Annotated in this window: 21 protein-coding genes and 1 riboswitch; of the genes, 12 read left to right on the top strand and 9 right to left on the bottom strand. The window is 54.1% G+C overall.

Annotation, left to right across the window (positions count from 1 at the left end; all coding sequences use genetic code 11):
* Positions 1-36 precede the first annotated feature (36 nt).
* Positions 37-648, bottom strand: a complete 612-nt coding sequence (gene plsY, locus F3J40_RS07020) for a glycerol-3-phosphate 1-O-acyltransferase PlsY (protein WP_017347485.1) — start codon at positions 646-648, stop codon at positions 37-39.
* A gap of 106 nt (positions 649-754) precedes the next feature.
* Between plsY and folB the strand changes: the two genes are divergently transcribed.
* Complete coding sequence (gene folB, locus F3J40_RS07015) at positions 755-1114, top strand: bifunctional dihydroneopterin aldolase/7,8-dihydroneopterin epimerase (protein WP_167013249.1); 360 nt, start codon at positions 755-757, stop codon at positions 1112-1114.
* Positions 1115-1310: 196 nt separating this feature from the next.
* Positions 1311-2132 (top strand): undecaprenyl-diphosphate phosphatase, encoded by an 822-nt coding sequence (gene bacA, locus F3J40_RS07010; protein WP_167013247.1) that lies wholly within the window; start codon positions 1311-1313, stop codon positions 2130-2132.
* On the opposite strand, the gene F3J40_RS07005 is transcribed toward bacA, so the two are convergent.
* Both F3J40_RS07005 and F3J40_RS07000 read right to left on the bottom strand, forming a co-directional pair.
* Positions 2129-3355, bottom strand: a complete 1227-nt coding sequence (locus F3J40_RS07005; RefSeq protein WP_167013245.1) for a multifunctional CCA addition/repair protein — start codon at positions 3353-3355, stop codon at positions 2129-2131. The genes bacA and F3J40_RS07005 overlap by 4 nt on opposite strands.
* A gap of 154 nt (positions 3356-3509) precedes the next feature.
* Positions 3510-4130: a TIGR04211 family SH3 domain-containing protein gene (locus F3J40_RS07000; RefSeq protein WP_017347489.1), complete on the bottom strand. Its 621-nt coding sequence runs from the start codon at positions 4128-4130 to the stop codon at positions 3510-3512.
* A 205-nt stretch (positions 4131-4335) separates the two neighbouring features.
* Here F3J40_RS07000 and F3J40_RS06995 point away from each other — a divergent pair, with 205 nt between their 5' ends.
* The 3 genes from F3J40_RS06995 (at position 4336) to hldE (ending at position 10027) form a co-directional block, all read left to right on the top strand.
* Positions 4336-5640, top strand: coding sequence for a CYTH domain-containing protein (locus tag F3J40_RS06995; RefSeq protein WP_167013243.1), 1305 nt, complete (start codon positions 4336-4338; stop codon positions 5638-5640).
* Positions 5641-5679: 39 nt separating this feature from the next.
* Complete coding sequence (gene glnE, locus F3J40_RS06990; protein ID WP_167013241.1) at positions 5680-8517, top strand: bifunctional [glutamate--ammonia ligase]-adenylyl-L-tyrosine phosphorylase/[glutamate--ammonia-ligase] adenylyltransferase; 2838 nt, start codon at positions 5680-5682, stop codon at positions 8515-8517.
* A gap of 82 nt (positions 8518-8599) precedes the next feature.
* On the top strand, positions 8600-10027 hold the full coding sequence (gene hldE / locus F3J40_RS06985; protein WP_167013238.1) for a bifunctional D-glycero-beta-D-manno-heptose-7-phosphate kinase/D-glycero-beta-D-manno-heptose 1-phosphate adenylyltransferase HldE: 1428 nt from the start codon (positions 8600-8602) through the stop codon (positions 10025-10027).
* A gap of 47 nt (positions 10028-10074) precedes the next feature.
* Here the strand turns inward: hldE and ubiK are convergent, their stop codons facing one another.
* Positions 10075-10377, bottom strand: coding sequence for a ubiquinone biosynthesis accessory factor UbiK (gene ubiK / locus F3J40_RS06980; RefSeq protein ID WP_167013237.1), 303 nt, complete (start codon positions 10375-10377; stop codon positions 10075-10077).
* A 170-nt stretch (positions 10378-10547) separates the two neighbouring features.
* Positions 10548-10696: riboswitch (FMN riboswitch) on the top strand.
* Between the two features lie 109 nt (positions 10697-10805).
* On the opposite strand from ubiK, the gene ribB reads away from it, so the two are divergent.
* Complete coding sequence (gene ribB / locus F3J40_RS06975; RefSeq protein WP_017347494.1) at positions 10806-11462, top strand: 3,4-dihydroxy-2-butanone-4-phosphate synthase; 657 nt, start codon at positions 10806-10808, stop codon at positions 11460-11462.
* An 8-nt stretch (positions 11463-11470) separates the two neighbouring features.
* On the opposite strand, the gene F3J40_RS06970 is transcribed toward ribB, so the two are convergent.
* A complete protein-coding gene (locus tag F3J40_RS06970) occupies positions 11471-11881 on the bottom strand; it encodes a cell wall hydrolase (RefSeq protein WP_167013235.1) in 411 nt (136 codons plus the stop codon).
* Between the two features lie 270 nt (positions 11882-12151).
* On the opposite strand from F3J40_RS06970, the gene ygiD reads away from it, so the two are divergent.
* Positions 12152-12937: a 4,5-DOPA-extradiol-dioxygenase gene (gene ygiD / locus F3J40_RS06965; protein ID WP_167013233.1), complete on the top strand. Its 786-nt coding sequence runs from the start codon at positions 12152-12154 to the stop codon at positions 12935-12937.
* Between the two features lie 4 nt (positions 12938-12941).
* Here the strand turns inward: ygiD and F3J40_RS06960 are convergent, their stop codons facing one another.
* The 3 genes from F3J40_RS06960 to tolC all read right to left on the bottom strand — a co-directional run bounded on the left by F3J40_RS06960 (position 12942) and on the right by tolC (position 16383).
* Positions 12942-14102: a glutathionylspermidine synthase family protein gene (locus tag F3J40_RS06960; RefSeq protein WP_167013231.1), complete on the bottom strand. Its 1161-nt coding sequence runs from the start codon at positions 14100-14102 to the stop codon at positions 12942-12944.
* Between the two features lie 8 nt (positions 14103-14110).
* Complete coding sequence (locus tag F3J40_RS06955; RefSeq protein WP_167013229.1) at positions 14111-14773, bottom strand: DUF1190 family protein; 663 nt, start codon at positions 14771-14773, stop codon at positions 14111-14113.
* A gap of 146 nt (positions 14774-14919) precedes the next feature.
* Positions 14920-16383 (bottom strand): outer membrane channel protein TolC, encoded by a 1464-nt coding sequence (gene tolC / locus F3J40_RS06950; protein WP_167013227.1) that lies wholly within the window; start codon positions 16381-16383, stop codon positions 14920-14922.
* Positions 16384-16595: 212 nt separating this feature from the next.
* Here tolC and nudF point away from each other — a divergent pair, with 212 nt between their 5' ends.
* The 5 genes from nudF to parE are packed head-to-tail and all read left to right on the top strand — an operon-like array spanning position 16596 to position 21052.
* On the top strand, positions 16596-17231 hold the full coding sequence (gene nudF / locus F3J40_RS06945) for an ADP-ribose diphosphatase (RefSeq protein WP_167013225.1): 636 nt from the start codon (positions 16596-16598) through the stop codon (positions 17229-17231).
* Entirely contained in the window at positions 17228-17653 is a 426-nt protein-coding gene (locus F3J40_RS06940; protein ID WP_017347501.1) for a DUF1249 family protein, read from the top strand. Before nudF ends, F3J40_RS06940 begins: the two co-directional genes overlap by 4 nt.
* A 43-nt stretch (positions 17654-17696) precedes the next feature.
* Positions 17697-18524, top strand: coding sequence for a 3',5'-cyclic-AMP phosphodiesterase (gene cpdA / locus F3J40_RS06935; RefSeq protein WP_167013223.1), 828 nt, complete (start codon positions 17697-17699; stop codon positions 18522-18524).
* A 2-nt stretch (positions 18525-18526) separates the two neighbouring features.
* Positions 18527-19108, top strand: coding sequence for an esterase YqiA (gene yqiA / locus F3J40_RS06930; RefSeq protein WP_017347503.1), 582 nt, complete (start codon positions 18527-18529; stop codon positions 19106-19108).
* A 48-nt stretch (positions 19109-19156) separates the two neighbouring features.
* Complete coding sequence (gene parE, locus F3J40_RS06925) at positions 19157-21052, top strand: DNA topoisomerase IV subunit B (protein WP_167013221.1); 1896 nt, start codon at positions 19157-19159, stop codon at positions 21050-21052.
* Between the two features lie 185 nt (positions 21053-21237).
* Here the strand turns inward: parE and F3J40_RS06920 are convergent, their stop codons facing one another.
* Positions 21238-21516 (bottom strand): hypothetical protein, encoded by a 279-nt coding sequence (locus F3J40_RS06920; protein WP_167013219.1) that lies wholly within the window; start codon positions 21514-21516, stop codon positions 21238-21240.
* Positions 21517-21569: the final 53 nt, after the last annotated feature.

Here is a 21569-nt window from a genome sequence, read left to right as displayed (position 1 = left end):
TGGTTGTTCCAGGCAAGCCGCGCGGTGCGGTTTGCCTTAATCCTGCTGCTTTTGCTTCTTCTTCCTGCGCCAGATTTTACTCTCTTGCCCGCGCCACAAACGCTGAATATTGTCGTGATGACGCAGTAAAATCAGGCAGGAAAGCATAGAAACGGGAAAGGTAAACTGTGGCTTAAACCACCAGACGTAAAACGGGGCGATCAAGGCGCTGACAATCGCGCCGAGAGAAGAGTAGCCACTTAATAAAACGGTCAGTAGCCAGGTGCCCGTCATCAGGCCGGTAAGATCCCAGCCGATGGGTGCAATCGCGCCGAAGGCAGTTGCCACCCCTTTGCCACCGCGAAAACGAAAAAACAGCGGGTAGATATGGCCGAGGCAGGCACCGATGGCGGTTAACCCTAAGGCCAGTGGCGGTAAGTTCATCCAGTAAGCCAGCCACACCGGCAGCATCCCTTTAACCACATCAAACACCAGCACTGCCAGTGCGGCGAGTTTTCCGCCAACACGCAAGACGTTCGTCGCGCCCGGATTGCCGGAACCCTGTGTGCGTGGATCGGGCAGGCCCGCCAGCTTGCACACCAGAATTGCACTCGATATCGAGCCGCAAAGATACGCGAAAATAATCATACCAAGCGCGATAGCACTCATATACCGTACCGTTCCTGTGGGGTCGTTTTGTTCTCGTTAACCGTGGATAATACGCATAAAGCGCCGGAAGTGGTATCCGGCACAGGCAAAAACAGAGACCAACATCATGGATATTGTATTTATTGATCAACTCACGGTGTTCACCACCATTGGCGTTTACGACTGGGAACAGAGTATTCAGCAGAAGCTGGTGCTCGATGTCGAAATGGCATGGGATAACCGCCAGGCGGCGGCTAGCGATGATGTGAACGACTGTCTGAGCTATGCCGATGTTTCCGAAGCGATTCTGAATCATCTGACCGGGCAACGCTTTGCGCTGGTCGAACGCGTCGCTGAAGAAATTGCTGACCTGTTGATGTCCCGTTTCAAAACGCCAGGCGTACGCATCAAAGTCAGCAAACCGGGCGCGGTAGCGCAGGCGGCACAAGTCGGCGTAAAAATTGAGCGGGGGATGATTCCGAAATAATTTTTCTGTGATTGCCATCACGATGAAACCAAACCAAATTATTGTGTGTCTTATCTCGTGGTCGTTGCGAATTTTCTTGCTACGGCCATGCCGAATCTTAAGGTTATATTCAGGCTTTTTAAGGCAAACTCTTTCAGGCGGAAGCACCAGGCGACCGCCTTTTTAACGGTTTAAAACGGACAGAGGATGACGTTTGATGGCAGATATTCACCAGCTTTGGATCGCTGCGATCCTTGGGGTTGTGGAGGGGTTAACCGAATTCTTACCGGTCTCTTCCACTGGCCATATGATTATTGTTGGACACTTGCTTGGGTTTGAAGGTCAAACCGCAGATACGTTTGAAGTAGTCATTCAGTTAGGTTCGATTCTTGCCGTCGTTGTCATGTTCTGGCGTCGTCTGTTTGGCCTGATTGGCATCCATTTCGGTGAAGTTAAGCATGAAGGCACCGGGAAAGGGCATCTGACGCTGATCCACATCCTGTTAGGCATGGTGCCTGCGGTGGTGCTGGGGCTGCTGTTGCACGATGCCATCAAGTCGCTGTTCAATCCGGTTAACGTCATGTACGCGCTGGTGGTCGGGGGCGTGCTGTTGCTGGTGGCTGAAAAGCTCAAGCCGAAAACGCCAAAAGCCGTGGGTCTGGATGACATTACCTATCGCCAGGCGTTTATGATCGGGTGCTTCCAGTGTCTGGCGCTGTGGCCGGGCTTTTCTCGTTCAGGATCGACGATCTGCGGCGGGATGCTGATGGGCGTCAGCCGTTTTGCCGCCTCTGAGTTCTCCTTCATTCTCGCCGTTCCAATGATGATGGGCGCTACGGTGCTCGACTTGTGGAAAAGCCGCGAGTTCCTCACCATGAGCGATCTGCCGATGTTTGCCGTCGGTTTTGTGGTGGCGTTTATTGTTGCGCTGATCGCGATTAAAGTCTTCCTTGAGCTGATCAAACGCATCTCCTTTGTCTCTTTCGCCTTCTATCGCTTTGCGGTAGCGATTGCCGTGTACTTCGTCTTCGTACACTAAGACAGATTCAGTCCCTCTGCCACGGCGGCAATACGTCGCCGTGTCAGTTCTTCCCGCACCGCCGCCCCTTTGAACCCTGCCTCAACCACTGCCTTGGTCGGTACCGATCCCGCTAGCGTGAATGCACGACGCAGGTAATCCCCTTGCGGATAAGGCTGATGCTCCAATCCGGCTCGTCCACGCGCATCCGCTTCGCTGGTCAGTGCTATCTGCTCAACGCGATGAGGCTTGCGCCACGCATCTATCCGGTCGAACAATGCGACCAGCGCTTCAGCGCTCAGACGTTCAATGGTGTGCACCATGTCGTGGAATTCCGTGACGATCAGCGCCAGGTCGCGAATATGATTCGGCACGCGTAGCCGCTGGCATAACGCTTCTACGAGCGGAACCCCCGCCACGCCATGTCCATGATGGCTGGGCCATTTCTCTGGCGGCGTGAGCGCCTTACCCACATCGTGGAAGAGCGCAGCAAAGCGGATATCCACTTCGTCAGAGAGCGTAGCGGCCATCTCTAGCGTCATCAGCGTGTGAATGCCGGTGTCGATCTCCGGGTGCCAGCGGGCAGGAGCAGGAATGCCAAACAGGTTGTCGATCTCCGGGAACAGCACGGCCAGTGCGCCACAGTCGCGCAGAACCTGGAAGAAGACCTGCGGGCTGGGTGACATCAGGGCATTTTCGGTCTCTTTCCACACGCGTTCTGCGGTGAGATGTGCCAGTTCGCCACTGCTGGCCATTTGCGTCATCAGCGCCATGGTTTCATCGGCCACGCGAAAACCGAGATGAGCAAAACGGGCAGCAAAACGCGCCACGCGTAACACGCGCAGAGGGTCTTCGTTAAAAGCAGGGGAGACATGGCGCAGCAGGCGCTGTTGTAAATCAGCTTCGCCGTGGTAGGGATCGAACAGTGTGCCGCTCTCTTCATCACGCGCAATGGCGTTGATGGTCAAATCACGCCGCTGTAAATCTTGCTCTAGCGTGACGTCCGGTGCGAACCAGGTGACAAAGCCGGTATAGCCATTGCCACTTTTGCGCTCGGTGCGTGCCAGCGCATGTTCTTCCCGCGTCTGTGGATGGAGGAAAACCGGAAAATCCCGTCCCACCTGTTGATAACCCAGCGCCAGCATCTCTTCAGGCGTTGCGCCTGTCACGACCCAGTCTTTATCCTTTACCGGCAAATTCAGCAGATCGTCCCGCACTGCGCCGCCAACCAGAAAACGTTTCACTCAACAACTCCAGCTTAAAACCCGCAAAAAAGGGCGCACCCTGATGTGCGCTTGTTGACATAGTGTTACACAAATCGGTGAATTGCGGGCAGAACAAAAGGGGCATCTGTCGATCCCCTCATAAAAAAATGGTGTAACGCCGGGATGTAGCGGCTTAGTTCATCCAGCGATCTTTCTTCTTACGACGCGGCACCATGTGCGGCAGCACCAGACCTAACACCAGGCCCATTCCGAGCACGCCGCCGCCGTACATAAACCACTGCATAATGATGGCGCGCTGCTTATCATCAAGCTGTACGTTGGCAGCATTCACCTTTTTCTGCGCCACGATCAGCTCGTTCTTCAGCTTCTGGTTTTCATCTTTCAGGCCATTGATTACGCTGTCGCTACTGGAGACTTTGTTCTGCATGTCTGAAGTGCGCTGGTTCCAGCTGTTATCAATATTGGCCAGCTTGTCGGTGAGGTCTTTAACCTGCTGCTCAAGCTGCGGCACACGGGTTCGCAGGCTAGGATCGGCACTCAGTTGTGACAGCGGAATCCAGTTGGTTTTGCCTTCAGAGTCGCGAATTTCGCCGTAGTGGGAGTCATTATTGACCTGAAGCAGGGTGACTTGTTCACCTGCATTCAGTTTGCCAACCAGGCGATACTGGTCACCCGGACCGCTACGTACCCAAGTAGAAAGCTCATCGGAAATATAGCGTGTTTCATCGGCATGGGCAGGCGCAAGGCTGGAGAGCGCCAGCAAAGTAAGTCCAGCGAGAGTGATTTTTTTCATTCGATCTCGATTTACGTGATGTCTAAAAATTTACCGGCACAGTCTGGAGAGGCTTCGCAAAATTCTGAATAAGAACTATCCTGGTCTCATTTCGATGTGAAAAGAGCCGGGAAACCGTAAGAAAGCGAAGACAGTAAGCGGCTTCGTGCATTACTCTTCGACTGAATAACCTCTCAAGTGCCAGCAGCGATTGAATTAAGAAATTATGACCATTGAAATCGAACTAAAGTTCATTGCCACTCCTGAAGCGGCAGAAAAACTGGGTGAAGCCCTGACTCGTTGGCCACATCAGCATCAGGCTGCCCGTGAGCTGACCAACATCTATTTCGAGACAGAGGATAACCAACTGCGCCGTTGGGACATGGGTCTGCGTATCCGGGGCGTTGATCAACGCTTTGAAATGACGCTGAAAGCCGCGGGTAAAACCATCGGCGGCCTGCATCAGCGACCAGAATATAACGTGGATCTGGAACAGCCTGAGCTACAACTGGCACAGCTCCCACAGGAGATCTGGCCAGAAGGTACCGATGTTACCGCACTCCAGGCGCGCTTGCAGCCCTTGTTCACCACGCATTTCCAGCGTGAGCAGTGGCTGGTCACTTATGCGGGCAGCGAAATCGAAGTGGCATTTGACCGTGGCGAAGTCACGGCGGGTGAATTAAGTGAGCCGCTGTATGAGGTTGAACTGGAGCTGAAGCAGGGCAGCCGCGATGATTTAATGCAATTTGCCGCCGAACTAGGCGCTATTGGTGGACTGCGTCTGGGAAGCCTGAGCAAAGCAGCACGCGGTTATCAGCTGGCGCAGGGGAATCCTCCACGTCCATGTCAGCCTTTCCCACTGCTTAAAGCCGGGGCTAAGGCGCAGGTGGAAGAGGGGATGGTGGCTGCGATGTCTGCCGCCCTGACGCATTGGCAATATCACGAAGAAGTGTGGCTGCGTGGAGATGCGCAGGCACAAGCCAGTGTGACGGAAGCGCTGGAGGCACTGCGTCAGGCATTTGCCCTGTTCGGTGCCCTGGTGCCGCGTAAAGCGAGCAGTGAACTGCGCCAGCAGCTCACCACGCTGGAAGAGTATTTAAACGAAGAGCCACGTGTTGCAAGTGAGAGTGTGTTCTCAACGCTTTCAGTGACCACCCAGTTAGCACTTACCAACTGGATCGTGGCGGCTCAATGGCAAAAATGGCTGGATGATAAGAGCCGCGCTAAGCTGCAAAGTTCGTTTAAACGCTTCAGCGATATCATGCTGAGCCGCCTTAATGCCGATCTCAAAGAGACGTTCGTCGACGTGCAGTTGGCGAATGAGTTCTATGACAAATCCACCCGACTGACGCGCCAGCTATTAGCGGCACATCTGCTTTCGGGTGCCTACCCGGCAGACAAAGTGCATGACTGGCTGTCCCCGTGGCAGGCATTGCAAACCGCCATTGCATCAAAACGTGAGCATGAGCTGCGTGCGCTGGCAAAGCTGGCAGTTAAACAGCCGGTATTCTGGTTGAGTAGCCAGAAATAACGGATATTGCATCGCTATTCATCAGGCAGGACAAGGACTATGACCGTATCTCTCCCGGCCCTGTTGCGTGCTCAGGCTGAGCGTGCCGCAGAGCAACTGGCGTTATCTGTCACTGAACTGAACGAGCAGCAGGTGGCTGCACTGGCGTTCAGTGACTTTATGGTAGAAAACCTGAAGACCCACCCGGAATGGTGGCAGCGGCTGCAACAACAGCCCGCTGAGCCTGATGAGTGGCAGCAATATGCTGACTGGCTGGCCGAAGAGATGACGCAGGTCAGTGATGAAGCAAGCCTGATGCGGGTGTTGCGTCTGTTCCGCCGCCACATGCTGGTGCGTATTGCATGGATGCAGTGTCTGGCGCAGGCCAGCACCGAACAGAGCCTGCAACAGCTGAGTGTGCTGGCGGAATTACTGATCAGCACCGCGCGGGACTGGGTATATCAGGAGTGCTGCCGTGACTTTGGCACCCCCTGCAATGCGGCGGGTGAAGCGCAGCCAATGCTGATTCTTGGCATGGGCAAACTGGGCGGCGGAGAACTGAATTTCTCCTCGGATATCGACCTGATCTTTGCCTGGCCAGAAAATGGCACCACGCGTGGCGGCCGACGTGAGTTGGACAACGCCCAATTCTTTACCCGAATGGGACAACGGCTGATCAAGGTTCTCGATCAGCCCACGGTAGATGGCTTCGTGTATCGCGTTGATATGCGCCTGCGCCCATTTGGTGACAGCGGCCCGCTGGTACTGAGCTTCGCAGCACTGGAAGATTACTACCAGGAACAGGGACGTGACTGGGAGCGCTATGCGATGGTTAAAGCGCGATTAATGGGGCCAGAGCAGGATAGCTGGAGCCAGGAGTTGCAGCAGATGTTGCGCCCATTTGTCTATCGCCGCTACATCGATTTCAGCGTTATTCAGTCACTGCGTAACATGAAAAGCATGATCGCCCGCGAAGTGCGTCGTCGCGGGTTAACCAACAATATTAAGCTCGGCGCTGGCGGCATCCGCGAAAGTGAATTCATCGTGCAGGTGTTCCAGCTCATTCGTGGCGGACGTGATCGCTCGCTACAGTTGCGCGCCTTGCTACCCACGCTGGATGCTATCGGCAATCTGGAATTACTGACCGCACAGCAGCTCTCAGATTTGCGCGCTGCGTATCTGTTCCTGCGTCGGCTGGAAAATCTGCTGCAAAGCATCAATGAAGAACAGACACAAACCCTGCCCGAAAATGAGCTGGATCGTACGCGTCTTGCCTGGGCAATGGACGCTGCCGACTGGGCCGCTCTCTGCCAGCAACTTGAACAGCACATGGCGGCGGTACGCGCGATTTTTGATGAGCTGATCGGCGAAGATACCCCGGAAATCGACGATCAACGCGGCATTAATGATTTCAGTGGCTTGTGGCAGGATACGCTGGAAGAGGCTGAGTTGGCACCGCTGGTACCACAGCTGACGGAAGCGCAGTGCAGCGCGCTGTATCAGGCACTGAACGCGTTTCGGCAGGATATCAGCCGACGCACCATCGGCCCGCGTGGACGTCAGGCGCTCGACCAACTCATGCCGCGTTTATTAACGGAAGTTTGCCCACGAGAAGATGCTCCTACCGTGTTAGAGCGTTTAACGCCGCTGCTGCTGGGGATTATGACGCGCACCACCTATCTCGAACTGCTGACGGAGTATCACGGTGCTCTGCGTCAACTGATTCGCCTGTGTGCTGCCTCCCCCATGCTGGCTGAACAGCTGGCGCGCTATCCACTGCTGCTGGATGAGCTGCTCGATCCTGCGACGCTGTATCAACCGACCGCAACGGATGCTTACCGTGATGAACTGCGTCAGTACCTGCTGCGTATTCCGGTTGACGATGAAGAGCAGCAGCTGGAAGCGCTGCGCCAGTTTAAACAGGCGCAGATGCTGCGCATTGCCGCCGCCGATCTTGAAGGCACACTGCCGGTGATGAAGGTCAGCGATCATCTCACCTGGCTGGCTGAGGCGATGCTTGAATCGGTGGTGCAGCAAGCGTGGCATTTAATGGTCCAGCGCTATGGTCGTCCTTCTCATCTGCAAGATGAGCACACTCGCGGATTTGCCGTACTGGGTTACGGTAAGCTGGGCGGTTGGGAGCTCGGCTATGGCTCTGACCTTGATTTAGTGTTCTTACATGATTGCCCGGACGATGCAGTGACCACCGGCGAGCGCAGCATTGATGGCCGTCAGTTCTATCTGCGCCTGGCGCAACGCGTCATGCATCTGTTCAGTACCCGCACTTCGTCGGGTGTGCTGTATGAAGTGGATGCACGCCTGCGGCCTTCTGGTGCGGCGGGCATGTTGGTCAGCACCTTTGATGCCTTTGATGACTATCAGCGCAAAGAAGCCTGGACCTGGGAACATCAGGCATTGGTGCGCGCGCGCGTTGTGTTTGGTGATGCCACGCTCTGTGAGCGATTCTCCGCTATTCGACGCGGTATTCTGTGCCAGCAGCGCGACTTAGTTGGGCTGCAAACAGAGGTGCGCGAGATGCGTGAGAAAATGCGCCAGCACCTCAGCAACAAACACAAAGGACGTTGGGATATCAAAGCGGATGAAGGCGGTATCACAGATATTGAATTCATCGCGCAATATCTTGTCTTAGGCTACGCCGCCGAACAGCCTGCGCTCACACGCTGGTCTGATAACGTGCGTATTTTTGAACTGATGGCGCAGTATGATCTGATGCCAGAAGCCGAAGCGCAGGCACTGACCAAAGCGTATGTCACGCTACGAGATGCGTTGCATCATCGGGCGTTGCAGTCTTTACCTGGCCACGTGGAGCCAGAGACGTACAGCGCTGAACGGCAAACGGTCGTGCAAAGCTGGCAGCGCTGGCTGGTAGCACCATAAACTCACAGCGCGCGGCGGCTGATGTTTTCTAAGCTTGTGGTATCATCCGCGCATTATTTTGACTGTAGTCTGGAGTGTCTGAATGAAAGTAACTCTACCCGCCTTTGGCAAGGCCGAAGTGCTGGTTGTTGGCGACGTAATGTTAGATCGCTACTGGTATGGCCCGACTAGCCGAATCTCACCTGAAGCCCCAGTGCCAGTGGTGAAGGTGGATACAGTGGAAGAGCGCCCTGGCGGCGCGGCCAACGTGGCGATGAACATTGCAGCACTGGGCGCGGCTTCACGCCTGATTGGTCTGACTGGTGCAGATGATGCGGCCCGTGTATTGGGTGAAACGCTGAAAGACGTCAACGTGGAGTGTGATTTTGTGACGGTGGCAAGCCACCCGACGATTACTAAGCTGCGCGTGTTGTCCCGCAACCAGCAGCTGATCCGCCTCGATTTCGAAGAGGGATTTGATCAGGTTGATCCTGAGCCGATCCACCAGCGGATGCGTAACTCCCTGGCCTCAGCCGGAGCGTTGGTGCTGTCAGACTATGCGAAGGGCGCTCTGAGCAGCGTTGAGAGCATGATTAAGCTGGCGCGTGAAGCTAAAGTGCCCGTGCTTATCGATCCGAAAGGGACTGACTTTGCACGCTATCGTGGCGCGACGTTACTGACACCTAACTTGTCTGAATTCGAAGCGGTAGTTGGCAAGTGCAAAAGCGAAGATGAAATTGTCAGCCGTGGTATGCAAGTCGTGGCAGATTACGACCTGTCAGCACTGCTGGTCACCCGTTCTGAACACGGCATGACTCTACTTCAACCGGGCAAAGCCCCGCTGCATCTGCCGACCCAGGCGCAGGAAGTTTACGATGTCACCGGTGCCGGAGATACGGTCATTGGTGTGCTGGCCGCTGCGTTGGCCGCAGGGAATTCGCTGGAAGAAGCGTGTTTCCTGGCGAACGCTGCTGCGGGTGTGGTCGTGGGCAAACTGGGCACGTCAACGGTCAGTCCAGTCGAACTGGAAAATGCCATTCATGCCCGTCCCGATCGTGGTTTTGGTGTGATGGATGAAAGCGCATTGAAAGCGGCAGTCGCTCAGGCGCGTCAGCGCGGCGAAAAAGTGGTGATGACCAACGGTGTGTTCGACATTTTGCACGCGGGTCACGTCTCTTATTTGGCTAATGCGCGTAACCTTGGCGACCGTCTGATTGTGGCCGTAAACAGTGATGCTTCAACTAAGCGCCTGAAAGGGGAAAGCCGTCCGGTTAACCCGCAGGAAAATCGCATGATTGTGCTGGGCGCACTGGAGTCAGTGGACTGGGTAGTGATGTTCGAAGAGGACACACCGCAGCGTCTGATTGCCGAAGTATTACCCGATCTGCTGGTTAAAGGTGGTGATTACAAACCAGAAGATATCGCGGGCAGTAAAGAAGTCTGGGCGAACGGCGGTGATGTGCAGGTGCTGAATTTTGAAGATGGCATCTCAACCACCAATATTATTAAGACCATTCGTAGCCGCGACTAAAACAACCAGCGAGGCGTAAGCGCCTCGCTTTTCTTCCGCAACGCCGCTTACTGTGCGTTGTCGCTTTCCGCCGGGGCAGATGCCGCCGCCGCTGGGCGCAATTCTGCTGCCTGAGCGCTTTCTAACTGCGCCAGACGTTGTTCCAGAGCCGCCAGCTTTTCACGAGTACGCAACAGCACCTGGGTCTGCACATCGAACTCTTCACGGTTGACCAGGTCCATACGCGTCAGCTGCGCCTGAAGAACCTGACGAATTTTCTTTTCGACATCGTCGCCAAATTCACGAATACCTTTTGGCATCGCGTCGTGGATTTGACGTGCAACTTGTTCAATTTTTTTCGTGTCGATCATGATGTTTTCCTGGTTACGTGTTGCCGGTGACGCTAAGCACAGGCGGATACAACCCTAAGTGTAATCCCAGAAACGAAAAGGTTAAACCTCAAATGCGTATCGCAAAAAATGCAAAAGCTTTTTAAGTCTTGATGATTGCCGCTCCTGGGGATTGGCGTTATAGTGATTTTGCTTATTCTCAGGGCGGGGTGTAATTCCCCACCGGCGGTAAATCAGCTTTCGCTGAAAGCCCGCGAGCGCTTCACAGTACAGCGTGAAGGTCAGCAGATCCGGTGTAATTCCGGGGCCGACGGTATAGTCCGGATGGGAGAGGGTAATGATATCAGCCCGGGCTTTGCCCGCGTCACGTTATTGCTATGTCTTTTAGACATCACTCCTTAAACACGCCCTGATTCTGGTAACTCATAGTCAATATAAGGTTTTTTACCATGAATCAGTCTCTATTATCTGAATTTGGCACGCCGGAAGAACGCGTTGAGCGTGCTGTTGCTGCGCTACGCGCCGGGCGCGGTGTTATGGTCCTGGACGACGAAGACCGGGAAAACGAAGGCGATATCATCTACGCAGCGGAGAACATGACTGTTGAGCAGATGGCGCTAACCATTCGTCACGGCAGCGGTATTGTGTGCCTGTGCATCACTGAAGAGCGTCGCCAGCAGTTGGATCTGCCAATGATGGTTGAGACCAACACCAGCTCTTACGGTACCGGTTTTACCGTGACCATTGAGGCAGCTGAAGGGGTGACTACCGGGGTTTCTGCGCAAGATCGCCTGACCACCATCCAGACGGCGATTGCCGATAATGCCAAACCCACCGATCTGAATCGTCCTGGTCACGTATTCCCACTGCGCGGGCGTGCGGGTGGCGTGCTGGAGCGTGGTGGCCACACTGAAGCCTCTATCGATCTGGCCGTGTTGGCCGGGCTGAAACCCGCAGGCGTGCTGTGTGAACTGACCAACGATGATGGCAGTATGGCGCGTGCGCCGGAGTGCATCGCATTTGCGAAGCTGCATGATATGCCGGTGATGACCGTTGACGATCTGGTGGCTTACCGCCGCCAGCATGAGACGCGTCAGGCGAGCTAATCGTGAGACTACGGGCCGGTTTTCCGGCCCGTTTGTACATAGGGGCCACGGTAAAAGATGTGGTTGCCAATCACAACCGTGCGACGCATAGATAAACGCCACGGTGGGCTGACATGCTGTGCGTGATAGTGCGTGGAGCCGCGCGTCACATCCCGAACGCCACCTTGAATCGCATATTTCGCAATGAGCTGCGCGCGCTGCCAGCTCGGATCGCTGGCTGGTGGGCGAAAGTGGGGGCTTTTCGTCAGGGTCCATGAGAACTGTTTTGGTGCATAAACAACGCTGCAAACGGCACTGCTATTCTGCTCAGCACGATTCATAGTGACATTCGCCACTGCAACCTGGCCGATGACCGGCTCACCGCGTGCCTCATGATAGATATTCAATGCCAGACAGAGCATTGCGGACTGCGCCAGCATACAACTCACCCTTTGTCTTTTTCGAAGAGCAGGGAGTTTAGGGAGAGTCGCGCGGGGAAAGTACCTGATGCGTCCTGATTAATCTGTAATCTTTTTCACACTGCTTGATTGCTCCGTTGCAACAGGAATATTGTTGTTTCCCGCTTCGGTCGCACGACAAATCTCTTATTCAAATTCTCTGATAATCATCATCACGCTTATCTGCGTTTTTCATTGGGCAAAAGCGCGTATCCTGGAATGAGTAACCACTTTCATCACTGGGGATGTCCGATGTTGTATCCAACTATGCCCGCTCTGTTCTTAGGCCACGGTAGCCCAATGAACGCGCTCGAAGAGAACCATTACACCGCTGCCTGGGAAAAACTGGGGCGCGAGCTGCCACGTCCGCGTGCCATCATTGCGGTTTCAGCACACTGGTATACACGCGGTACCGCAGTGACGGCGATGAGTATGCCGCGCACGATCCATGATTTTGGTGGTTTCCCGCAGGCGCTGCACGATGTGCGTTATCCGGCACCTGGTTCTCCTGAGCTGGCCCAGCAAATTGCTGAGCTACTGGCACCGATAGCGGTGCGCGCCGATCATGAGTGGGGACTCGATCACGGCTCATGGGGCGTTCTGGTAAAAATGTATCCGCAGGCCGATATTCCGGTAGTACAGCTCAGTGTAGATGCCACCCAGCCGCCACAGTGGCACTTTGAGTTGGGGCAAAAACTCGCAGCGCTGCGCGATCAGGGCGTGATGATTGTTGCCAGCGGTAACGTGGTACATAACCTGCGTATGCTGCGTTGGGATGGCAAAGGGGATGTGTTCCCGTGGGCCAATGAATTCGACCACTACGTGCGGGATAACCTTAACTGGAGCGGCCCGGTAGAGCAGCACCCGCTGGTGAACTATCTCGATCATCCGGGAGCAAAACTGTCGAACCCGACGCCAGAGCACTACCTGCCGCTGCTCTACATTCTCGGCACGCGTCAGCCAGGGGAAAACATCTCAATACCGGTGGATGGTATTGAGATGGGTGCAATCAGTATGCTTTCGGTGCAGGTTGGCTAAGGGATTAGCCAATAAAGCTGTGAGGATAGAAGCGTGACAGATCCTGAGTGATCAGAGCGCGATCCTCACGCAACCCAATGCCTGCGGGTTGATCGTTGATCAACCAACTGCCGATCAGCGTGTAGCTGTCACCAAATTTTGGCAGCGGATGGAACTGCTGCACGATCATGCCTTCTTCGCCATAGGGGCCGTCAACGCGAGCGATCTCCTGGCCGTTTTCGACGATGTGAATGTTCGCCCCTTCACGGGAAAACAGTGGCTTCACCACGTACTTTTCCATAGTGGGGAACTGATCTTCAGCGAAGTAAGCGGGAAGCAGATTTGGGTGATTCGGGAACATCTCCCACAGCAGCGGCAGCAGCGCTTTGTTTGAGATAATGCTTTTCCACGCGGGTTCCAGCCAGCGTACGCCAGCGTCAGCCAGTTTGGTGGAGAACACTTCGCGCAGCATGAATTCCCAGGGATAGAGCTTAAACAGGTTGCTGATCACCTGATCCTGCGGATCGGTAAACTGGCCTTTCTCACCCAGACCGATCTCTTCAATGAACAGAAATTCATTCGGCACGCCCGCTTCCGTGGCGCAATCCTGTAAATATTGCACGGTGCCACGATCCTCTTCGGTATCGCGGCAGCAGGCAAAGTGCAGCAGATTGAAGCCATGCTGCTGATGCAGCGTAGCAAAGCGCTCAATCAGCTTCTCTTGCAGGCTATTGAACTGGTCACTGCCCGCCGGAAGGTTGCCCGCGTTAAGCTGATCTTCCAGCCAGATCCACTGGAAGAATGCCGCTTCATACAGCGAAGTGGGAGTATCGGCATTGTTCTCTAACAGCTTGATGTCACCCTTGCCATCCCACGCCAGATCAAGACGGGAATAAAGCGAAGGCTGCTGCGATCGCCAGGAATCGCGCACAAAATCCCAGGTGTGTTTTGGGATGCGGAATTTGGTGAGCAGCGCTTCGCTGTTAACCACTTTTTCCACCACCTGCAAACACATCTGGTGCAGTTCAGCGGTGACATCTTCCAGCTTTTCAATTTGTGCCAGGGAAAACTGATAGTAGGCATCCTCACACCAGTAAGGCTCGCCATACATGGTGTGAAATGCAAAACCGTATTCAGTGGCTTTTTCGCGCCAGTCCGGGCGTTCGTTTATCGCAACTCGTTGCATGCTATGGCTTAACCTCCGAGTGAGCGGCCGCTGCTGTGTGAGCTGGCGCTACTGCGTTGCATGCTGTTCTGTTTGGCGACTGTCTCACCAAAGCCACCGCGTGTGATGGTGTTGGTGGTGGCCGGTTTTGGTGCCATAGCGCTTTTTGGAACATCCATGGTGCGGCCCGGCGTAGCATTGCCGTAGTTACGGCCAGACGCATCAACAAATTTGCCGTTAGCCGGACTGTTAGGCGTGCGCGGACTGAAGAGCGGCTGTTGAGCAAAGCCTGCGCCGCCGCCCATCATACGGCCCATCATATAACCGGCCATCAGCGGCATCCAGAAGCTACCGCTCTGCTGCGGCTCAGCGCTGGTGCCGGCTTGTGCTGGCGCTTGCTGGCACTGGTTTTCACCAAATTCAGCGACGCAGTCAGCGCGTGAAGCGTACTTAGGTGCCGTACGTTCCGCCTCTTTTAAGGCGTTGTTATAAGCCGTGGTGCACTGGGCACTCTGGCCTGGATTGGCTTTGCTACAGTCATCTGCGTTTTGGTACAGCGTGACGGTTTCATCGGTTTTTTCACAGCCTGCCAGCATAAATGCAGCAGAAAGCGCCAGTGCCACAGGGGTCAAATGGCGTGCCTGCCAGCTTTTACGAAAAGCGGCATGACGGATATGTTTTGTCCGTTTCATTTATCTTTCATCCTTAGCCCAAAGGTGAGGCACAGGATAGGGGAAGGATGGTGAAAATTGAAGCAAATGGCGGGATAACGCGGGGATCTTTACGTTGCTATACGTTGAAAACAGAGACGGGCCGCAAAGCAGCCCGTCTGGGGATATCAGTGACCGAGCAGACGCGAAGAAGAGCGTGCTGCCGCCGGGCGAGCAGTCGCGGTGCCGCTGCCGGTTGGGCCATTGTCTACACTGGCTTCCTGCTGCGGATTTTCAGGTGCTACCGCATCTGGTGAGGTTGGCACCGGTTTGCCTAGCTGGCTGTTAAGCAGTTGCAGATCCTGTTCGTTCAACGTACCCAGCGCATACTTGATGTTCAGCTGGTTGATCAGGTAGCTGTAGCGCGCATCAGAGAGTTCCTGCTTGGCGTTATACAGCGTAGTGGTGGCATCCAACACATCAACGATGGTACGCGTCCCCACCTGATAGCCCGCTTCCATTGCATCAAGGGAGCTTTGCGCAGAAACCACGGCCTGCTTATACGCGTTGATGCTGCTAATGGAGGCATTGACGTTGTTAAACGACGAACGCACGGTCTGTACCGCACTGCGGTGTGCGCTTTCCAACTGTTCGCTGGCGCTGACGAAGCTGTACTGTGCTTGTTTCACCTGTGAGGTCACAGAACCACCGCTGTACAGCGGCAGAGAGAAGCTCAGGCCAACCTGGTTGGAACCGCTAATCGAGTCACTGGTGCTTGAGCTCTGATTAGCACGGCTGCCGCCGTATTTGCTGTTTGACAGGCCGGTTGAGGCTGTCAGAGAGAGCGTTGGCATATGGCCAGTTTCTGCTGAACGAATCTGCTCGCGGGCCAGGTCCTGATTCAGACGCGCAGAGAGCAAGCTCAGGTTGCGGTTTTCCGCCTCTTTCAGCAGAGCGGCAACAGCATCGGGTTTGTTGGTTTTAAAGCGGTCAATATTCAGTGAAGCCAGGGCGAGGTAATCGTTCCCGGTGATCTGACGCAGTGATTCAACGCTGTTATCCAGCGTGTTGCGCGCCGTCACTTCATTTGCCAGCACGCTGTCATACTGCGCACGGGCGTTCTGTACATCGGTAATCGCGACCAGGCCAACATTGAAACGCTGAGTGGTTTGATCCAACTCACGGTAGATCGACTGTTTCTGCGCTTCGGTGTAGGAAAGGGTATCGATCGCTTTCAATACGTTGAAATAGGCGGTGGCGGTGTTCAGCAGCAGGTTCTGCATCGCAACCTGATAAGTCACGTCCTGGATGCCAGCGGTCTTTTCCTGGATCGTCAGCGCGCGCCATTTTGACATATCAAAAATGGTCTGCGTTAATTGCAGCGACGTACTGGTCGTGTTGGAATGAAGGCCACTACTGTCGCGATAGCCGCCGTTGTAGGTATAATCTGCACCCAGCCCCAGTTGAGGCAATAATGGGCTACGAGCTTCATTGATCTTCTCAAATGCTGCGTCGCGGTCAGCGGCGCTGCTGCGCAGATCCGGGTTGCTCACACGGGCTTGTTGCCATACCTGCAGCAGATCTTCGGCCTGGCTATTCAGGCTAATCGCACTCAGGCTGAGCCCAATGAGTAACGGGAGCAGTTTTTTCATTTGCATTCCTTTTGTAACAGCATGAAGCGTTGGTAGCGCTGCCGGTAAGCTGAAAAGTAATCGCCGATTCTAGCAGAGCGAGGCCGAGTCATAATGTGGCTGAATGTGCCTTCTGTACCTAATTTACGGAAATAATTCAAAAAGAACCACTCACAGAGAACAGCGGGTTTGGCTTTCCGCGTTCCATCCCAATCTACATAAGGACTCAGACGATGGCGGGTGAAAAAAAATCCCCTGTGACTTTCACAAAAAACGATGTAGAAATTATTGCACGTGACACATGTTATAACGGTTTTTTTTCGGTTGTACGCTACCGTTTTCGTCATCGTCTGTTTAATGGTGGAATGAGTGGTGAAGTGGTGCGTGAAGTTTTTGAGCGCGGGCACGCCGCCGTACTGCTACCCTATGATCCTCTGCGTGATGAAGTGGTGCTGATTGAGCAAATTCGCATTCCCGCTTACGACAGCAGTCCAAGTCCGTGGTTGCTGGAGCTGGTGGCCGGTATTATCGAGCCAGGCGAGAGCACCGAAGAGGTGGGACGAAGGGAAGCGATGGAAGAAGCGGGGCTGAATGTGGGCCGCGTGAAACCGGTACTGAATTACCTCTCCAGTCCAGGCGGCACCAGCGAGCGCCTGTCGATCATGGTAGGGGAAGTGGATGCCAGCCAGGCAGGAGGATGCCATGGTCTGGAGGAAGAGAATGAGGATATTCTTGTCCGCGTGGTGAGCCGTGAACAGGCCTGCCAGTGGGTGGAAGAGGGGATTATTGATAACGCTGCGTCTGTCATCGCACTGCAATGGCTGGCGTTGCACCATAAGAAAATTCGTGAAGAGTGGAAGGTAAAATGAGACAGCGCTACACCCCTGATTTCCCTGAAATGATGCGACTGTGCGAAACCAACTTTGCCCAGTTGCGCCGTTTGCTACCGCGTCAGGATGAAGCAGGTGCTGCTGTTGTTTATCAGGTGAACGGTGCGCGTTACCAGATCACTATTGAAGAGTCGACCCGCTATACCACGTTGGTGGAGATCCGCCAGGTGGCCCCTGCTGTAAGCTACTGGAGCCTGCCTTCGATGTCCGTGCGGTTGTATCATGATGCGATGGTGGCTGAAGTGTGTTCCACGCAGCAGATCTATCGCTTCAAAGCGCGCTATGATTATCCTAATAAAAAACTGCACCAGCGTGATGAAAAACACCAGATCAACCAGTTTTTAGCTGACTGGCTGCGTTATTGTCTGGCACATGGTGCCGTCGCTGTGGCAGTTTGCTAATGGTCTATCAACTCACAAATGGCGTGGAGAGTAAGGAATCGCTTTGGAAAGCCAGCTAACCCTTCCGGTGGCGCAAGGAGAGAGCATCAACCTCCTGCAAATTACGGATACACACCTGTTCGGCGGAAAGCATGAATCGCTGCTTGGGGTAAATACCTGGGCTAGCTACAGTGCCGTGCTGGAGGCCATTACGGCACAGCAGCGTGATTATGCGCTGATTCTCGCGACCGGTGATTTAGCCCAGGACCACTCAGTTGAAGCCTACCAACATTTTGTTGAGGGGATTCAACGTCTGCCTGCGCCTTGCGTCTGGCTGCCTGGCAACCATGATTTTCAGCCCGCAATGGTGGATACCCTGGCGGAAGCAAAAATCAACCCGGCGAAGCATGTGTTGCTGGGGGATAACTGGCAATTAGTGTTGCTGGATAGCCAGGTGTTTGGCGTGCCACACGGCATGCTGAGCGAATATCAGTTGGAGTGGCTAGAGAAAGTACTGAGCCAGGATCTTCATCGCCACACGCTGATTTTGCTGCACCATCATCCGTTAGCCTCAGGTTGTACCTGGCTTGATCAACACAGCCTGCGTAATCCCCATCAGCTTGATGCCGTGCTACAGCACTTCCCGCTGGCGCAGACGCTGATTTGCGGCCACATCCATCAGGATATGGATGTAGAGTGGCGTGGCCGCCGCGTGCTGGCAGCACCGTCTACCTGCGTGCAGTTCAAGCCACACTGCACCAGTTTCACCATTGATTCCCTGGCCCCCGGCTGGCGCTGGTTAACGCTCCATCCCGATGGCAGAATTGAAACCGAAGTGAACCGTCTGCAAAGCACCGCTTTCCGCCCGGATCTCGAATCTGAGGGCTACTAAACATGGCGGCTCTGCTTTATCTACATGGTTTCAACAGTTCGCCAAAGTCTGCTAAAGCGACGCTGTTCGGTCACTGGCTGCGTGAGCATCATCCTGATATTGAATTGCTGGTCCCGCAGCTTCCGACGTTTCCAGGCGATGCCGCAGAGATGTTAGAAAATTTAGTGATGGCGCAGTCAGGGTCGCCATTAGGGATCGTGGGCTCTTCGCTTGGGGGCTATTATGCCACCTGGTTATCGCAGTGCTTTGTGTTGCCCGCGGTGGTGGTGAACCCAGCAGTAAGGCCGTTTGAGCTGCTGAGCAATTATCTGGGGGAAAACCGGAATCCCTACACCGGCGAGCAATATGTGTTAGAGTCACGCCACATTTATGATCTGAAAGTGATGCAGATTGACCCGCTGGAAGCACCCGATTTACTCTGGCTGCTACAACAAACCGGCGATGAAGTGCTCGACTACCGCCAGGCGCTCGACTACTACAGTGCGTGCCGTCAAACGGTGGAAGAGGGCGGCAATCACGCTTTTATCGGATTCGAACGTCACTTCTCACAAATGATGGATTTTCTTGCTCTGAACCGGGCGTAGTCCAGTGAGGCGTGTCATCATTTTCACACTTCAAATCAGACAGTTACCATGAGTCAATCTAGCTATAACGCCGATGCCATTGAGGTTCTGACTGGCCTTGAGCCCGTCCGCCGCCGCCCTGGCATGTATACCGATACTACGCGCCCGAACCATCTGGGCCAGGAAGTGATCGATAACAGCGTCGATGAGGCGTTGGCTGGCCATGCCAAACGGGTCGAAGTGATCCTGCATGCCGATCAGTCGCTGGAAGTCATTGACGATGGCCGTGGTATGCCGGTGGATATCCACCCGGAAGAGGGCGTACCGGCGGTTGAGCTGATCCTCTGTCGCCTCCATGCCGGGGGCAAATTCTCCAATAAAAACTATCAGTTCTCGGGCGGCCTGCACGGCGTAGGGATCTCGGTAGTGAATGCTTTGTCGACGCGTGTGGAAGTTAACGTGCGTCGTAACGGTGAAATCTACACGATCGCCTTCGAAAATGGCGATAAAGTGCAGGATTTAACCGTTACTGGCACCACCGGAAAACGTAACACCGGCACCAGCGTGCATTTCTGGCCGGACGAACGTTTCTTCGATAGTCCACGCTTCTCCGTTTCACGCCTTAGCCATTTGCTGAAAGCAAAAGCGGTGCTGTGCCCTGGCGTCGAAATCATCTTTAAAGATTTGGTCAACAGCACTGAACAGCGCTGGTGCTACGAAGATGGCCTGAAAGATTACCTGTGTGAAGCGGTTAACGGCCTGCCAACCCTGCCAGAGAAGCCGTTTATCGGCAGCTTTGCCGGTGATGTGGAGGCAGTAGACTGGGCACTGCTGTGGCTGCCTGAAGGCGGCGAACTGCTGACTGAAAGTTACGTGAACCTGATCCCAACCATGCAGGGCGGTACGCACGTTAACGGTTTACGTCAGGGTCTGTTAGACGCGATGCGTGAGTTCTGCGAATACCGCAATATTCTGCCACGCGGCGTGAAGCTGTCGGCGGAAGATATCTGGGATCGCTGTGCATACGTGCTGTCCGTCAAAATGCAGGACCCGCAGTTTGCCGGTCAGACAAAAGAGCGCCTCTCTTCACGTCAGTGTGCTGCGTTTGTTTCCGGTGTGGTGAAGGATGCTTTCTCGCTGTGGCTCAATCAGAACGTGCAAGCGGCTGAACAGTTGGCCGAGCTGGCGATTGCCAGTGCACAGCGTCGTCTGCGTGCCGCGAAAAAAGTGGTGCGTAAGAAACTGACCAGCGGCCCTGCGCTGCCGGGCAAGTTGGCGGACTGTACTGCGCAGGACCTGAATAAAACTGAGCTGTTCCTGGTAGAAGGGGACTCCGCAGGGGGGTCTGCTAAGCAGGCACGCGATCGTGAATATCAGGCCATCATGCCGTTAAAAGGTAAGATCCTGAACACCTGGGAAGTGTCCTCAGATGAGGTATTGGCTTCGCAGGAAGTGCATGATATTTCGGTGGCAATTGGTATCGATCCAGACAGTGAAGACCTGAGCCAGCTACGCTACGGCAAAATCTGTATCCTCGCGGATGCGGACTCCGATGGCCTGCACATCGCCACGCTGCTGTGTGCGCTGTTCGTTCGTCACTTCCGTTCGCTGGTGCAAGGCGGCCACGTTTATGTCGCAATGCCACCGCTATACCGTATCGATCTCGGCAAAGAGGTCTATTACGCGCTGGACGAAGATGAGAAAGAGGGCGTGCTGGAGCAGTTGAAGCGCAAGAAGGGTAAACCTAACGTACAGCGCTTTAAAGGGCTGGGCGAGATGAACCCACTGCAGCTGCGTGAAACCACCCTCGATCCAAACACCCGCCGTTTGGTGCAGCTGACGATTAATGATGAAGATATCGATCAGACGCTGAAAGTGATGGATATGCTGTTAGCCAAAAAGCGTTCAGAAGATCGTCGCAACTGGCTACAGGAGAAAGGGGATACAGCGGATCTGGAAGCCTGATTATCCGGCTAACCTGAAAGCGTGTCCTTAAGAAAAATGCCTGAGATTTCTCGGGCATTTTTTATTCTTTGGTATGGCGTGAGTTAATAATGTCAGTATAAAAACTATTCATACAGTCTTTTTTCTATGGGATTTAGCTTTCAGTGTCGAAGGGCGGAAAGGTCTAGCCCCAATCAGGACATTGTTCAATCACCATCGGCGATTATAACCTCATCATTTTCTATAGCCTTATTTAAATACTCAATCAAGGAAAATATCTCTTTATCTTTAAAAGGTGCTAGAGCATCTATCAGTATTTTTTGATGCTCTGGGTAAATTCTTGTTTTTCCATATGGATCAACATATACGCCAGTTTTATTTTTTAAATGAAAAAATAAAACTTCTATTTCATTAATTACTCGGTCATTAATAATTAAAGATGGCTTAGTTCCATCATTGTCTGACAAGTATGATAAGTTCAACATAATTAATCTCCTGGAACTGCCGGGTAAAATGTAATGACTTTGTTTTTACTGGA

Origin of the sequence: Candidatus Pantoea multigeneris, assembly GCF_011752615.1 — a bacterium.
In the GTDB taxonomy this organism is placed as follows: Bacteria; Pseudomonadota; Gammaproteobacteria; order Enterobacterales; family Enterobacteriaceae; genus Pantoea; species Pantoea multigeneris.
This window is presented reverse-complemented; position numbering and strand designations above follow the sequence as displayed.